The organism is Amycolatopsis aidingensis (genome assembly GCF_018885265.1).
Classification (GTDB): domain Bacteria; phylum Actinomycetota; class Actinomycetes; order Mycobacteriales; family Pseudonocardiaceae; genus Amycolatopsis; species Amycolatopsis aidingensis.
In genome coordinates this window covers 2,777,306-2,791,849 of record NZ_CP076538.1, presented here as the reverse complement: position 1 = coordinate 2,791,849, position 14,544 = coordinate 2,777,306, and the positions used below count along the sequence as shown (strand labels likewise).

Here is a 14,544-nt window from a genome sequence, read left to right as displayed (position 1 = left end):
GCCTCAGCAGCCGAGCAGGCGGGGGGCCAGGTAGGCCTCCAGCTTGTCGATGGCCACCCGCTCCTGGCTCATGGTGTCGCGCTCCCGCACGGTGACCGCGTGGTCCTCCAGCGAGTCGAAGTCGACGGTGACGCAGAACGGGGTGCCGATCTCCTCGTGCCTCCGGTACCGCTTGCCGATCGAGCCCGCGTCGTCGAAGTCGACGTTCCAGTTGCGGCGCAACATGGTCGCGATGTCCCTGGCCTTCGGGGTGAGGTCGGCGTTACGGGAAAGCGGCAGCACGGCGACCTTGTACGGGGCCAGCCGCGGATCCAGTTTCAGCACCGACCGCTTGTCCACGCCGCCCTTGGCGTTGGGCACCTCGTCCTCGGTGTAGGCGTCCACAAGGAAGGCCATCATCGACCGCCCGACGCCTGCCGCGGGCTCGATAACGAACGGCCGGTACCGCTCACCCGAGGCCTGGTCGAAGTAGGAAAGGTCCACCCCGGAGTGGTTGGAGTGCGTGGTGAGGTCGAAGTCGGTCCGGTTCGCGATGCCCTCGAGCTCGCCCCACTCCTGGCCGGAGGAGAAGCCGAACCGGTACTCGATGTCCACGGTGCGCTTCGCGTAGTGCGAGAGCTTCTCCTTGGGATGCTCGTAATGCCGCAGGTTCTCCGAGCTGATCCCGAGATCGGTGTACCACTGGGTGCGGTTCTCGATCCAGTACTGGTGCCAGGTCTCGTCCTCGCCTGGCTCGACGAAGAACTCCATCTCCATCTGCTCGAACTCGCGGGTCCGGAAGATGAAGTTGCCGGGAGTGATCTCGTTGCGGAAGGACTTGCCGATCTGGCCGATGCCGAACGGCGGCTTCTTGCGCGAGGTGGTCTGCACGTTCAGGAAGTTCACGAAGATGCCCTGCGCGGTCTCCGGGCGCAGATAGTGCAGCCCCTCCTCGGTCTCCACCGGGCCGAGGTGCGTCTTGAGCATCATGTTGAACTCGCGCGGCTCGGTGTACTCGCCGCGGTTGCCGCAGTTGGGGCACGGCACATCGGAGAGGTCGTCCTCGTCGATCTCCTTGCCGGTGCGCTCCGCGTAGTCCTCGGCGAGCTGGTCGGCCCGGAACCGGCGGTGGCAGGAAAGGCATTCCACCAGCGGGTCGTGGAAGGCGTTCACATGGCCGGAGGCCACCCACACCGGGCGGGGCAGGATCACCGAGGAGTCGATGCCGACGACGTCCTCCCTGCCCTGCACCACGGCCTTCCACCACTGGCGCTTGATGTTGTCCTTCAGCTCGACGCCGAGCGGCCCGTAGTCCCACGCCGAGCGGGTACCGCCGTAGATCTCCCCGCACGGAAAGACGAAGCCACGACGCTTACACAGGCTGACAACGGTCTCAATGGTGTTGGCGGGCACCCACGCTCTCCAGACATGCGGGAACGGACGTTAATGACTCGACACGTCAGAGTATCCGGCCGCCCCGAACCGCATGCGAGGGGATTGCTACTCGCGGCCACCGATAGTTACGGGCTGCTCACCAACTCGGCGGTGACGATGCGGTTGTCCCGGTACCCGTCCGAGCCGCCGACGTAGTCGCCCCCGCAGGTGACCAGCACCAACCGGTGCGGGCCGTCCTGGCCGAACAACCGCTCGGCGTGCTCGGGCAGCTCGTCCTTGTGCAGGGTGAGCACCTCGGTGATCCGGTACACCCAGCGGCCGCCGCGGGTGTCCACCACGCTGACCCGCTGGCCGGGGCGGTCCCGCCACAGTTCCTCGAACGGGCCGGGCCGCTGTTTCCAGTTCACGTGCCCGGACAGCAGCGCCGCCCCCTGCGCGGCGCCGAGCTTCGCACCCCACCAGGTGGCCTCGTCCAGGTTGTCCGGGATCGGCAGCACGCCGTCGTGGGTCAGCTCCCGCCGGACCAGCTTCGCGGTGCCGCCCTCCGGCAGCCGTACGGTGCCCGGCCGTTGCTCGGGCTCACCGTCCGGTGTGGACGTGGCGGCGGGCAGCCGGACCGGCGTTCCCGGCGTGGCGAAGGTCTGCCGCTGCGGTTCGTCGGAGCCGGGCACCAGCAGCAGCACGCCGGCACCGATCGCCAGCACGGCAAGCACCCCGAGTACGGCGGCGAGCACCCGGCGCCGGCGGGTGGGCCCGCCGGCGCCCTCGGGTACGGGCTCGTCCATCTGCCTACTCGGTCGGTTCCGCCGCGCGGTCGCGCCGCCTGCCGCGCAGGGTGAGCAGCGCCCCGGCGCCCAGCACCAGGCCGCCGCCGATCAGCACGAGGCCGGTCGGGAAGCCACCCCGGTCCGCGGGCAGGTCGGCGACGGCCGCGGACACCGGTGCGGAGGAGGCACCGGCCGGGATCTTCACCGGCACGCTCGGCTGCTGCCCGCCGCCACCGGGCTGGACGGGCGTGAAGCCCTGCGGCAACGAGCAGCTCAGGCCGCCAAGCACGAGCGTGGTCGTCATGGTTCCCACGTCCTCGAACTTGGACCCCTCGGGTGCGGTGTCCTGGCTGTTGCGCGGGTCGTCACCCCGGTCGGCCTGCTGATCGCCCTCGGCGGCCCGCTGCTCGGTGGTTGCCTGATCGGCGGCGTCCTGGGTGCCTGCTTCCTGGTCGGCGTTGCCGGTGGCCCCGGCCTGGTCCCGGTTCTCCGCCGTGGCCGCCCCGTCCGGCTCGGCTTCCCGTTCCTTGCGCAGGTGGCTGGTGATGGTGACCTTCCACCCGGCGACACCGGTGACCGCGCCGTCCCGCCACTCCTGCTGCCGCAGCAACTGGTCGAAGGCGGTCACCCTGCTGATCGACACATCCGAGGTGGTCAGGTCGCGGTCATAGGGGACGGGCACCAGCTTCGTCTCGTCCCCCTCCTTCTGCTCGCGCCGGGGATCCATCGGCGGGCCGAACCCCAGCCCCTCGACCTCCAGCGGCTGGTCGCCCTCCGGCAGGTCCCGTGCGGCCAGGTTGCCTTCCTTGTCCAGCACCCACAGCTTCTCGGCGGTGGTCTCGCCGGTGACATTCTCCGGATCGGCGCACTCGAGCGTGTTGCGCACTCCCTGGAAGGCCAGCACCGTCTTGTCCTGCCCGCTCGACGGCTGCTGGAGATCCTGCAGGGCGTAGTTGGCCTCGGCCGTGGCCACGGGCACCGTGGTGTCCTTCAGGGCTGCGGTCACCCGGTGTTCCCGGCTCGGCACGCCCTCGGGGAACAGGCCGCCCGCCGGATCGAAGGTCCCGAAGCTCAGCCGGTAATGCCTGCCGACCGTGTCGTAGTCCTCCGGCGAGCGCGGCACCGTGGAGTTGTCCTGGGCCAGCGCGGACACCCCGGTACGCAGCGGCGACCGCTGGGTCTCGGTCACCAGGGTGAAAACTTTCTTCTGGCCGATCGGGTCGTGCACCTGCATCGAGGCCGCATTGGCAAAGGCCACCGGCCCGGTCTCCTCGCTCACCCCGGATGAGTCCTGCGCGGCGGCGGTGCCTGATCCGGCCGTGAGCGCGAGCGCCGCCGTGCCCGCAGCCAGCTTCGTCCCGAAACGAGTCATGTCTCCTCAGCCTCTGTCGCCAGTGCGGGAGCCGCCGGGTCTCGGCCGCTCCCTGATGGGTGGCACGCGCGGAACGTGACAACCGTTCACCTTGTCCCACGGCCGGGCCGTTTTCGCCGCAGATTTCCCCCAACGTCACCCGTATGGAGCAGTGTCCGCTGCCACGGCGTGACGGCGGCGCCCACTCGCGGGACAACACTAGGATGGACAGTGACTTCCCGACAACGGATAGCATTTTCTTATCCGGACCCGAGGACGAAGGCTGGAGATCGAGATGCCGACGGTGAGCCCGGACGCCGCGCCCCCTGGGTTGCCCGCGGATACCGAACAGCACGAGCACTCGGCCGCGCACACCCCGGCACCGCCGACCCCGCCACAACCCCCGGCCACGCTGTCCGCGGCAGGGGAACTGCTGCGCGCGCTGGCCGCGCCGGTGCGCATCGCCATCGTGCTCCAGCTGCGGGACGGGCACCGTTGCGTACACGAGCTGGTGGACGCGCTGGACACCGCACAACCCTTGATCAGCCAGCACCTGCGGGTGCTCAAGGCCGCAGGGGTGGTACGCGGGGAACGGCGCGGACGGGAAGTGGTCTACCGTCTGGTCGACGATCACCTCGCGCATATCGTGGTGGACGCCGTCGCACACGTAGAGGAGGGCGGGCATTCATGAACGGCCAGGCCACCCGGGGCCCTGCTCCCGTTCCCGGTCGCCGGGCCACCAAGCAGCGGGCCGCCGTGGTCGAGCTGCTGGACGAGATCGATGACTTCCGGTCCGCCCAGGAGCTGCACGACGAGCTGCGCAAACGCGGCGAGGGTATCGGCCTGACCACGGTCTATCGCACCCTGCAGTCCCTCTCCGAGGCCGGCGAGATCGACGTGCTGCGTACCGATGCGGGTGAGGCGATCTACCGCCGCTGCTCCTCGCATCATCACCACCACCTGGTGTGCAGGCACTGCGGCTACACGGTGGAGATCGAGGGACCCGCCGTGGAACGCTGGGCGGACAAGGTCGCGGTGGGCAACGGCTTCTCCGACATCAGCCACACCGTCGAGATCGCCGGTACCTGCGCCGCCTGCCGCGCCCGCGCCTCCTGACCCACCCAGGCGTCAGTACTCGTAGGGGTCCTCCGGGGCGGGGACCTCGCGCACGGTACGTACGGTGAGATCCGGGGTGTAACCGTTCTCCGCGGTGGCGGTATCCGGCACCGCCTGCCCGGTCACCTCGATCCAGGAGTCCGCAGGCAGCGCGATCGCCGTGGCCGCGGCCGGGCCGGTGAGCCGTACCGTCAGCGGGAAGGCATCGGCCGCGCAGCAGCTGATCCGCAGCCGCGCCAGCAGCGTGTCCCCGCCGTCGTGCACCACGAACCCGGACAGCGAGACGGTGCGGCCGTCCAGGGTGCCCCCGGAGTCCCAGCCTGCCCTGGTGACGAACTCCGACACCGGCAGCGGCACCACCTGCCCGGCAGGCAACGGCGGGAAGGTGGCGGCGTCCCTGGCGGCCTCGGTGCGCGGCGCCCTTGCCGGGGTGCGGGTGACCGAGTCCGAGCCCAGCGCGGGCGGGGCGATCAGGAACACCGCGAGCACCGGCACCATCAGCAGCCAGGCCGAGCGCGCGGGATGGTGGTGCTCATGCCCGCAGGCCTGCTCCTCCCTGGTGCCGCGCGCGGCCAGCAGGTCCCGCGCCATCGCCACCACACCGAGGATCACCATCACCGCTCCCCCGCCGAGTAACCACACCTGCTGCGAGGGCTTGACGTAGCGCAGGTAGTCGCCGTTGATCGCGATCTTCAGCAGGGCACCGCCGAGCAGCACCAGCAGGATGTTCTGCGTTTCCCGCCTCATCGCACCCCGCCCAGCACGAGCAGCCCGGCCGCGACCGCGCAGCCGATCGCCACCAGGAAGGTGGCCGGGGCGAAGCGCAGCGCGAAGGACCTGCCGAAGGTACCGGCCTGCAGCGCGAACAGCTTGATGTCGATGGCGGGCCCGACCACCAGGAACACCAGTTTCGGCAGCAACGGGACCGGCGCCAGCGAGGCCGCCACGAATGCGTCCGCCTCGCTGCACAGCGACAGCACCACGGCCAGCACGGCCATCACCACGATGCCGACCACAACCTGCTCGCCGAGCACCCCGAACCACTGGGCGGGCACCAGCACCCCCATCGCCGCCGACACCAGCGCGCCCAGCACCAGGAAGCCGCCCGCGTCCACCAGATCGGCCCGCGCGGTCTCGGCGAAGGTCTTCCACCGGTCCCCGCCCCGGACCTCGGGCAGCCTGCGCAGCGCCCGCTCGGCGATCCACTCCAGCTTGCCCCACCGCGCCCAGAGCCAGCCCATCACCATCGCGGTGGCCAGCGAGCCGAGGAACCGTGCCAGCACCATCCCCGGCTCGCCTGGGAAGGCGACCGCGGTGGCGACCAGCACGATCGGGTTCACCGCCGGGGCGGCCAGCAGGAAGGTCAACGCGGCGGCCGGTGCCGCACCCTGCCCGATCAGCCGCCGGGCCACCGGGACCGAGGCGCATTCACAGCCCGCCAGCGCGACCCCGGCGAGGCCGGCCACCGGCACCGCGGCGTTCTCCCGGCGTGGCAGCACCCTGCGCAGCACCCGCGCCGGGACGAAAGCGGCGATCGCTCCGCTGATCAGCACGCCGAGCACGAGGAACGGCAGCGCCTGCACGCAGACCGCAACGAACACCGTGGAGCCGGTGCGCAGCGCCGGTACGTCGAGCACCGACTGCAGCTGCGACTGGCCGAGGATGGCGATCAGCAGGATCCCGCAGAGCACCTCGATCGAGCTGATCCCACCCCGACGCCTGCGGCGGCGGGCCTGCCCATCCGCGGCAACGGTGGTTTCGGGAATCGTTTCCACTCAGGGGATGATGCCAGTCACCCCGCGGCGCCGTCGCCCGGCTCTGCTCCCGGGCCGAGCAGGTCGGTACGTACCTGCGAGGCGGTGGACACCACCAGCATCAGCAGGGTGCCCAGCGGGCCCGCCTCCATGCCCTCCGCAGGGAAGGCGTACCGCAGGGTCAGGTCGAGCCCGCGCTCGGTGTGCACCACCCCGAGCGTGCCGAACAGCCCCTGCCCGGCCCGCTCGGCCACGGAAGCGGCCAGCGCCCCGTCGTCCGGCAGGTCCCAGGCCACCACGCAGGTGAGGCTGAGTACGGTCAGCCCTTCGGCGAGCCGCGTCGCCTGCACCACGCAGGGGACGTCGGCATGCGAGAAGGTCAGCGCTCCGTCATCGTCGACCCGCACCTCCAGGTACCGCTCGAGCGCTTCTCTGGCGCGGCTCAGCAGCACGGCGGTATCCGCGGCCTCCGTGGTCATCACACCTCCGATAGGGCCCCGGATGATCCCGCGGCGTCGGCAGCATCGACAGCGGCCCCGAACCGCCGGTCCCGCTTGGCGAACTCCAGGCAGGCGTCCCACAGGCGGGTCCGGTCGAAGTCCGGGAACAGCGTGTCCTGGAACACGAACTCCGCGTAGGCGGACTGCCACAGCATGAAGTTCGAGGTGCGCTGTTCGCCGGAGGGCCGGAGGAACAGGTCCACATCCGGCATCTGCGGCTGGTACAGGTATTTGGCGATGGTGCGGTCGTCCACCTTGTCCGGGTTGATCTTGCCCTCGGCGGCGAGCCTGGCGATCTGCCGCACGGCGTCGCCGACCTCGGCCCGACCGCCGTAGTTGACGCACATCGTCATGTTGAGCCGGGTGTTGTGCCGGGTCTTCTCCTCGGCGTCCTGCAGCTCCTTGATCACGCTGCGCCACAGCTTCGGCCTGCGGCCCGCCCACCGGATGCGCACCCCGATCGAGCCGAGGTAGTCGACCTGGCGGCGGATGGTGTCCCGGTTGAAGCCCATCAGGAAGCGCACCTCATCCGGGCTGCGCTTCCAGTTCTCGGTGGAGAACGCGTATACCGACAGCCATTTCACGCCCAGCTCGACCGCGCCGCTGGCGACGTCGATCATCACGGCCTCGCCCCGTTTGTGTCCCTCGATCCGGGGCAGCCCACGCTGGTTGGCCCAGCGGCCGTTGCCGTCCATCACCAGCGCGACGTGATTGGGCACCAGCTCGGGCGGGATCCGCGGGGGCCGCGCGCCGGAGGGATGCGGGTCGGGCTCCCGCAGCTCGGGCCGTGCCGCGGCCTCACGTCCCCTGCGCCGCACCTGGTACCTCCACGTCCTCGGGCATGTCCTTGGGCATGTCACTGGGCAAGTCCTCGGGTAACTCGGTCGAGGTTAACCTGCCCGGGTTCAGCAGCTCCCGGCGCCGTTCGACCAGGGGCAACGACCGGAGCTGGCGTTCCAGGTGCCATTGCAGGTGCGCGGCGACCAGCCCGCTGACGTCCCGCCTGGTCCCCGGTGCGGTGCCCTCGGCCACCGCCCACTCGCCGTGCAGCAGCGCGTCCAGCAGGGTGAAGACCTCCGGCGCGGGGTGCACCGAGCCGGCGACCCGGCAACGCGGGCACAGCGCGCCGCCGGACTGCACGTTGAACGCCCGGTGCGGCCCGGGCTGCCCGCAGCGGGCACATTCACCGATCGCGGGCGCCCAGCCCGCGAAGGCCATGGCGCGCAGCAGGAAGGCGTCCAGTACCAGGGAGGCGTCCCTGCCGCCGTCGGCAAGCGCCCGCAACGCCCCGGTGACCAGCAGGTACAGCTTCAGCGCCGGCTCACCCTCCTCGGCGGTGAGCCGGTCGGCGGTCTCGGTGATCGCGCTGGCCGCGGTGTAGCGCTGGTAGTCGCCGACCAGCTGCACCGCGAAGGCGTCCACGGTCTGCACCTGGGTGATCACGTCCAGCGTGCGGCCGGTGTAGAGCTGCAGGTCCACATGGCCGAACGGCTCCAGGCGGGCACCGAATCGGGACCCGGTCCTGCGCACGCCCTTGGCGACGGCGCGCACCTTCCCGTGCCTGCGGGTGAGCAGGGTGATGATCCGGTCGGCCTCACCCAGCTTGTGCACCCGGAGCACGATTCCGGTGTCGCGATAGAGACTCACCGTCCTATCGTCTCACCCCGGTGCGACCCGCCGCGGTCAGCGCTGCCCTGGATACTGCGCCGGAGGCTGCGGATAGCCGCCCTGCGGCTGGACCGGATAGCCGCCGTAGGGCTGGGCCTGCTGACCGAAGGCGCCCTGCTGCGGGTACCCGTGCGCGGGCGCGGGCACCACCACGGTGCCGACCGCCTTGTCGGCGAAGGTCTGAGCCTTGTCATCCCAGAGCGGCCACAGGAAGCCGAGGTAGAGCGGCAGCCCGTCGATGATGTGCGCGAGATCGCGGACGAAGGCGTTGCCCGCGCCGATCGGCTGCCCGGTCTGCTCGCTGAGCAGCCGGATGCCGACCACCCTTCGGCCGAGGGACTGTCCGGTGTTGCCACCCTGGATCCACCGGTTGTAGATCGTCCAGCCCAGCCCGGCCAGGCCACCGATCCCGATCAGGATGCCGCCCACGGCGACCGAGGCCAGCATGACCAGGCCACCGATCAGGTAGACCACCAGCAACGGCGCCATGTCGATCAGGTAGGCGCCGACCCGCTGCCCCCAGCCCGCGTAACCACCGGGCGGGGTCATGCCATACGGATTGCCGCCTGGGTAACCGTAGGGCTGCTGGGGGTAGCCGGGTGGCTGCTGGCCGGGGAAGCCACCGGAAGGCGGGGGCTGCTGCCCGAAGCCACCCTGGGGCGGACCGGGGAAGCCACCGGACGGCGGGCCCTGCGGAGGCGGCGCGGACGGGCCCGGCTGGCCGTAGCCGGGCTGCTGACCGTAGCCGGGCTGGCCGTAGGGCTGCTGCTGGCCGTACGGGTTGGTCATCGGGTCTGTCTCCCCCTTGCTCGGTTCCCCATGGGCAACAGGTGCGGGCGGAGCGTACCGTCCCGGCGCCGTGCCTGCCGTCACCGCCTGCGGCCGGGGCACCGATCCTCAGAAACCGAGCCTGCGCAGCTGCTTGGGGTCGCGCTGCCAGTCCTTGGCCACCTTGATGTGCAGGTCGAGATACACCTTGCTGCCCAGCAGCGCCTCGATGTGCCTGCGCGCGGTGGCGCCGACCTGCTTGAGCCGCTCGCCCTTGTGCCCGAGGATGATGCCCTTCTGGCTGGGCCGCTCCACATACACCAGGGCGTACACGTCCACCAGGTCCGCGCGGCCGTCCCGGGGATGCATCTCCTCCACGGTCACCGCGATGGAGTGCGGGAGCTCGTCGCGCACCCCCTCCAGCGCGGCCTCCCTGATCAGCTCGGCGACGAGCGTCTGCTCCGGCTCGTCGGTGAGATCGCCGTCCGGGTACAGCTGCGGCCCCTCGGGCAGCCTGCCGACCAGCAGGTCGGCGACCGTGCCCACCTGGAACCCGTCCACAGCCGACACCGGCACCAGTTCGGCGAAGTCCATCAGTTCCTGCAGGGCGACCAGCTGCTCGGCGACCCGGTCCTGGGACACCAGGTCGGTCTTGGTGACCACGCCGAGCACCGGGGTGCGCCGGGCGACCTTGCGCAGCTCGGTGGCGATGTACCGGTCCCCGGGGCCGATCTTCTCGTCGGCCGGCACGCAGAACCCGACCACGTCCACCTCGGCCCAGGTGGAGTGCACGATGTCGTTCAGCCGCTCACCGAGCAACGTGCGCGGCCGGTGCAGCCCGGGTGTGTCGATGATCACCAGCTGCGCGTCCGGCCGGTGCACGATGCCCCTGATCGCGTGCCGGGTGGTCTGCGGTTTGCTGGAGGTGATCGCCACCTTGGAGCCGACCAGCGCATTGGTCAGCGTGGACTTGCCCGCGTTCGGCCTGCCGACGAAGCAGGCGAACCCGGACCGGTGTTCGGGAGTGGTGTTCACGACTGGCGCAGGACCTCCTGCACCGATCCGGACGAGTCGGCGCGGTAGATGGGCGCCTTCTCGGCGATGTCGCGCACGGCATGCACGGAGGCCTGGTCGAACAGGGGCTCGTCGGTGACGATCGCCGCGGCCTCCAGGTTCTCCGCCCCGCTCGAGACGGCGGCGGCCACCGCGGCCTGCAGCGCGGTCAGCGCGAAGGAGCGGAGCCGGACCGTGGTCGCGGCGTAGGTCCGGCCGTCGGTGTCCCGTACCGCGGCACCCTCGGCGGCCTGGTTCCTGGCGCGCGCCGACCTGGCCAGCGTCACGAGCTTCTCGTCCTCGGGATCCATCGTCACCTTCGCAACTCGTGCGCCCGGCCTCGCCGTGCGCTTTCAGGCATGGTCGACATTCCTGTCTCGTTCGTCGTGTTCGGCCACGGCCGTCCCGGCTCCCTGGCGGGAGTTCGCGGTGTCCAGCCGGATCCGCGGACCGGTGATGCTGTCGTCGCAGGGCCGCACGACCACGGTGGTGATCCGCATCCGGCCCCTCCGGTCCTTGCCGCCCTCCGCATGCAGGCGCAGGCCGGCCACCTCGGCTTCGGCGCCGGGCAGGGGCACCCTACCGAGCCGTTGCGCGAGCAGCCCGCTGACCGTCTCCACGTCGTGGTCCTCCAGCTCGACCCCGTACAGCTCGCCGAGGTCACTCGCGCCGAGCCGGGCCGACACCCGCACCGAGCGCTCGTCCAGGTACTCCACCGGCGGGCGTTCCTCGGTGTCGGACTCGTCGGTGATCTCGCCGACGATCTCCTCCAGGATGTCCTCGATGGTCAGCAGCCCGGCCGTGCCACCGTACTCGTCCACCGCGATCGCCATGTGGTTGCGGGAGCGCTGCATGTCCTTGAGCAGCTCGTCCAGCCGCTTGGAGTCCGGCACGTAGCCCGCCGGGTTCATCAGCTCCTGTACCGGCCTGCTGGAACCGCCCTCGGCGAGATAGGCCTGCACCAGGTCCTTGAGGTTGACCACGCCGACGATGTCGTCCACCGACTCACTGATCACCGGTACCCGGGTGAACCCGGTGCGCAGGGAGAGCGCAAGCGCCTGCCGGACGGTCTTGGTCTGCTCGATCCAGACGATCTCGGTGCGCGGCACCATGACCTCGCGGGCCACCGTGTCGCCCAGCTCGAACACCGAGTGGATCATCTCCCGCTCGTCGGTGCCCACCACCCCGCGTTGCTCGGCGAGGTCGACCAGTTCGCGCAGCTCGATCTCGGAACTGAACGGCCCCTCCCGGAAGCCCTTGCCGGGGGTGATCGCGTTACCGAGCAGGATCAGCAGCTTGCTCAGCGGCCCGAGGACGGAGCCGAGTACCCGGACCGGCCCCGCGACCAGCAGCCCGACCCGGTAGGGGTGCTGGCGGCCGACCGTACGCGGCCCGACCCCGATGACCACGTAGCTGAGCACCACCATGACCAGCACGGCCACCAGCACGGCCAGCCATGCCGGTTCGATCCAGTCCACGAACACCAGGGTGACCAGCACAGTCGCGGTGAGTTCGCAGGTGGTGCGCAGCAGCAGCAACAGGTTGATGTGCCGCCTGCGTTCGTCGATCACCAGGGAGAGCTGGCGCGCGCCGAAGCGGCCGAGCCGCACCAGCCCGTCGGCCCTGGCCCGGGACACCGTGCTCACCGCGGCGTCGGCCGCCGCGAACACGCTGCCCAGCAGGACCAGCACCACGGCGATGAGCAGCAATGGCGTGGAGTCGGTCACGGCACCGCCTAGGAGGTGGGATCCGCGGGGGCGCCGTCCAGGCCCGCGGTGCCGAGCAGGCGGTCATCCGCGCTGCGCTGCGCGTCCCGCTGCCGTGCCGCCCTGGCCGCGGTCTGGAACTCGGCGAGGATGCGCTTCTGCAGGCCGAACATCTCGCGTTCCTCGGCGGGCTCGGCGTGGTCGTATCCGAGCAGGTGCAGCACCCCGTGCACGGTGAGCAGATGCATCTCATCGGCCAGCGAGTGGCCCGCGGTGCGCGCCTGGTCTTTGGCGAAGGCTGGGCAGAGCACGATGTCCCCGAGCAGCGCGGGCGAGGCCTCGGCCGCGTCCGGCCTGCGGGTGGACTCCAGCTCGTCCATCGGAAAGGCCATCACGTCGGTGGGCCCTGGCAGGTCCATCCAGCGTTCGTGCAGGTCTTCCATCACGTCCAGGGTGACCAGCAGGACCGAAAGCTCGGCCTGCGGGCTGACCTCCATCTTGTCCAGCGCGAACCGCGCCGCGGACACGATCGAGGCCTCGTCCAGCCGCATCCCGGACTCATTGGCGATCTCGATACTCACCGCCGGCCCTTCCACCCGTTGCCGGGCTCCTCGTTGGTCGCCTGCCATTTCTCGTAGGCGTCCACGATGTCGCCGACCAGCTTGTGCCGCACCACGTCCTCACTGGTGAGGTTGGTGAAGTTCAGGTCGTCCACGCCGTCCAGGATCTCCTGCACGATCCGCAGGCCGCTGCGCTGCCCGCTGGGCAGGTCGACCTGGGTGACGTCGCCGGTGACCACGACCTTCGATCCGAACCCGAGCCGGGTGAGGAACATCTTCATCTGTTCCGGGGTGGTGTTCTGCGCCTCGTCCAGGATGATGAAGGCGTCGTTCAGGGTGCGCCCGCGCATGTAGGCCAGCGGGGCGATCTCGATCGTGCCGGCCTGCATCAGCCGTGGGATGGACTCGGGGTCCACCATGTCGTGCAGGGCGTCGTAGAGCGGCCGCAGGTACGGGTCGATCTTCTCGTACAGCGTGCCGGGCAGGTAACCCAGCCGCTCCCCAGCCTCGACCGCGGGCCGGGTGAGCACAATCCGGTTCACCTGCTTGGCCTGCAGGGACTGCACGGCCTTCGCCATGGCGAGGTAGGTCTTACCGGTGCCCGCGGGCCCGATGCCGAACACCACGGTGTGCCCGTCGATCGCCTCGACGTACCGCTTCTGGTTCAGCGTCTTCGGCCGGATGGTCCGCCCCCTGCGGGACAGGATGTCCATGCTGAGCACCTCGGAGGGTGCCTCGGCGCCACCTGCGGAAAGCATCGACACGGTGCGCCGTACGGCGTCCGGGCCGACCTCCTGGCCGCGTCCGGCCAGGGTCACCAGCTCGGCGAACACCCGTTCGGCGAAGGCGACATCGGCCGGTGCGCCGGTGAGGGTGACTTCGTTTCCCCGCACGTGCACGTCGGCGTCGAGCAGATCCTCGGCCACCCGGAGGTTCTGGTCGCGCGAGCCCAGCAACGGGAGCAGGGCCGTCTCGGGAACGGGGAACTTGGACTGTGCGGACTGGACGACCGCCTCGGTCGCCTGCGGTGGGACGCCCTCGGGGAGGTCGGGTCGGGCGGCTCCACCCTGTGCGGTACCGGCCACGTGCGCTCGGGCCTGCTTTCTGCGCGTTCGCTGCTCGTCGGGTCTGGTCTTGAACGCCCCCGATGCTAACGGTACCGGGGGCGAAGGGCAGGCGATTACCCGTCGTGTGGGTTGCCCCTTCCCTCGTAACGTCCGAAGAAGCCGAGCTGTTCCCCGCCGAGGACGTGCGCGTGCACGTGGAAGACGGTCTGCCCGGCGTCCCGCTCGGTGTTGAACACCACCCGGTATCCGGAGTCCACGATGCCTTCCAGCTCCGCCACGGCGCGCGCAGTGGTGATCACCTCGGCCAGCAGCTCCGGCTCGGCGGCGAGTTCGGCCACGTTGCGGTAGCGGGTTTTCGGCACCACCAGCACATGCGTCTTCGCCTGCGGGTTGATGTCCCGGAACGCCAGGGTGTTGGGGGTCTCGTGCACGATGTCGGCCGGGATCTCCCGAGCGATGATCCGCTCGAACAGGTTCTCCGCTTCACTCATGGCCCAGAGCCTAGAACCCGGTGCCGCCCACCGCGCCACCCATGTACGCCAACGGCCAACGCGTGCGCGTGGAGGGCCAAAGCGTGCGCGGGAACGGCAAACACACCGCCCCGCCGTGTTTGCCCGCCACATCCACGCGTTTGCCCGCCACAACCGCGCATTGGCCGTCCACATACACGTAACCCGTTATTCCAACGAGCCGTGGGGCGGTCGTGGGGGTCTGGGGGGCTCGCCCCCCAGAAAACACACTTCACCACCCAAGAGGGAACTGGTAAGCGACTAGACCGCCGCGGGGCGGTGAAGCCTGGGGGTCGCTCCACCGCCACCGCGGCTCCGCCGGACCGAGGGGGGAGGTGTCCGGCGGGGCTT

General features: G+C 70.4%; 17 protein-coding genes. 2 read left to right on the top strand and 15 right to left on the bottom strand.

The features are described 5' to 3' along the window. Positions 1-3: 3 nt before the first annotated feature. The 3 genes from KOI47_RS13105 to KOI47_RS13095 all read right to left on the bottom strand — a co-directional run bounded on the left by KOI47_RS13105 (position 4) and on the right by KOI47_RS13095 (position 3,513). The gene (locus KOI47_RS13105) at positions 4-1,392 is read right to left on the bottom strand and encodes a glycine--tRNA ligase (RefSeq protein ID WP_216216243.1); all 1,389 of its coding nucleotides are present in this window, start codon (positions 1,390-1,392) and stop codon (positions 4-6) included. A gap of 107 nt (positions 1,393-1,499) precedes the next feature. Continuing rightward, on the bottom strand, positions 1,500-2,159 hold the full coding sequence (locus KOI47_RS13100; protein ID WP_216216242.1) for a class F sortase: 660 nt from the start codon (positions 2,157-2,159) through the stop codon (positions 1,500-1,502). Positions 2,160-2,163: 4 nt separating this feature from the next. Next, positions 2,164-3,513 carry a hypothetical protein gene (locus KOI47_RS13095; RefSeq protein ID WP_216216241.1) on the bottom strand — a complete coding sequence of 450 codons (1,350 nt, stop codon included), beginning with the start codon at positions 3,511-3,513 and terminating at the stop codon, positions 2,164-2,166. 274 nt (positions 3,514-3,787) lie between these two features. Here KOI47_RS13095 and KOI47_RS13090 point away from each other — a divergent pair, with 274 nt between their 5' ends. Both KOI47_RS13090 and KOI47_RS13085 read left to right on the top strand, forming a co-directional pair. Next, entirely contained in the window at positions 3,788-4,183 is a 396-nt protein-coding gene (locus tag KOI47_RS13090) for an ArsR/SmtB family transcription factor (RefSeq protein ID WP_216216240.1), read from the top strand. Beyond that, complete coding sequence (locus KOI47_RS13085; protein ID WP_216216239.1) at positions 4,180-4,608, top strand: Fur family transcriptional regulator; 429 nt, start codon at positions 4,180-4,182, stop codon at positions 4,606-4,608. The genes KOI47_RS13090 and KOI47_RS13085 overlap by 4 nt, the downstream gene beginning before the upstream one ends. Before the next feature lie 12 nt (positions 4,609-4,620). On the opposite strand, the gene KOI47_RS13080 is transcribed toward KOI47_RS13085, so the two are convergent. From KOI47_RS13080 to KOI47_RS13025, 12 genes are all read right to left on the bottom strand, one after another. Continuing rightward, positions 4,621-5,355: a TIGR03943 family putative permease subunit gene (locus tag KOI47_RS13080; protein ID WP_216216238.1), complete on the bottom strand. Its 735-nt coding sequence runs from the start codon at positions 5,353-5,355 to the stop codon at positions 4,621-4,623. Continuing rightward, positions 5,352-6,383: a permease gene (locus KOI47_RS13075; protein ID WP_216216237.1), complete on the bottom strand. Its 1,032-nt coding sequence runs from the start codon at positions 6,381-6,383 to the stop codon at positions 5,352-5,354. Before KOI47_RS13075 ends, KOI47_RS13080 begins: the two co-directional genes overlap by 4 nt. Positions 6,384-6,400: 17 nt before the next feature. Next, the gene (locus KOI47_RS13070) at positions 6,401-6,841 is read right to left on the bottom strand and encodes a hypothetical protein (RefSeq protein WP_216216236.1); all 441 of its coding nucleotides are present in this window, start codon (positions 6,839-6,841) and stop codon (positions 6,401-6,403) included. Further along, positions 6,841-7,680 carry an isoprenyl transferase gene (locus KOI47_RS13065; RefSeq protein ID WP_216216235.1) on the bottom strand — a complete coding sequence of 280 codons (840 nt, stop codon included), beginning with the start codon at positions 7,678-7,680 and terminating at the stop codon, positions 6,841-6,843. Before KOI47_RS13065 ends, KOI47_RS13070 begins: the two co-directional genes overlap by 1 nt. Next, positions 7,661-8,509, bottom strand: coding sequence for a DNA repair protein RecO (recO, locus tag KOI47_RS13060; RefSeq protein WP_216216234.1), 849 nt, complete (start codon positions 8,507-8,509; stop codon positions 7,661-7,663). Before recO ends, KOI47_RS13065 begins: the two co-directional genes overlap by 20 nt. 36 nt (positions 8,510-8,545) lie before the next feature. Then, the gene (locus KOI47_RS13055; RefSeq protein ID WP_216216233.1) at positions 8,546-9,319 is read right to left on the bottom strand and encodes an RDD family protein; all 774 of its coding nucleotides are present in this window, start codon (positions 9,317-9,319) and stop codon (positions 8,546-8,548) included. Positions 9,320-9,427: 108 nt separating this feature from the next. Further along, positions 9,428-10,333 carry a GTPase Era gene (gene era / locus KOI47_RS13050; RefSeq protein ID WP_216216232.1) on the bottom strand — a complete coding sequence of 302 codons (906 nt, stop codon included), beginning with the start codon at positions 10,331-10,333 and terminating at the stop codon, positions 9,428-9,430. Beyond that, on the bottom strand, positions 10,330-10,662 hold the full coding sequence (locus tag KOI47_RS13045) for a cytidine deaminase (RefSeq protein ID WP_216217279.1): 333 nt from the start codon (positions 10,660-10,662) through the stop codon (positions 10,330-10,332). Before KOI47_RS13045 ends, era begins: the two co-directional genes overlap by 4 nt. Before the next feature lie 42 nt (positions 10,663-10,704). Next, the gene (locus KOI47_RS13040) at positions 10,705-12,078 is read right to left on the bottom strand and encodes a hemolysin family protein (protein ID WP_216216231.1); all 1,374 of its coding nucleotides are present in this window, start codon (positions 12,076-12,078) and stop codon (positions 10,705-10,707) included. A gap of 8 nt (positions 12,079-12,086) precedes the next feature. Next, positions 12,087-12,638: an rRNA maturation RNase YbeY gene (gene ybeY, locus KOI47_RS13035; protein ID WP_216216230.1), complete on the bottom strand. Its 552-nt coding sequence runs from the start codon at positions 12,636-12,638 to the stop codon at positions 12,087-12,089. Next, positions 12,635-13,702 (bottom strand): PhoH family protein, encoded by a 1,068-nt coding sequence (locus KOI47_RS13030; RefSeq protein WP_216216229.1) that lies wholly within the window; start codon positions 13,700-13,702, stop codon positions 12,635-12,637. Before KOI47_RS13030 ends, ybeY begins: the two co-directional genes overlap by 4 nt. 95 nt (positions 13,703-13,797) lie before the next feature. Beyond that, the gene (locus KOI47_RS13025) at positions 13,798-14,175 is read right to left on the bottom strand and encodes a histidine triad nucleotide-binding protein (RefSeq protein ID WP_216216228.1); all 378 of its coding nucleotides are present in this window, start codon (positions 14,173-14,175) and stop codon (positions 13,798-13,800) included. Between the last annotated feature and the right edge of the window lie 369 nt (positions 14,176-14,544).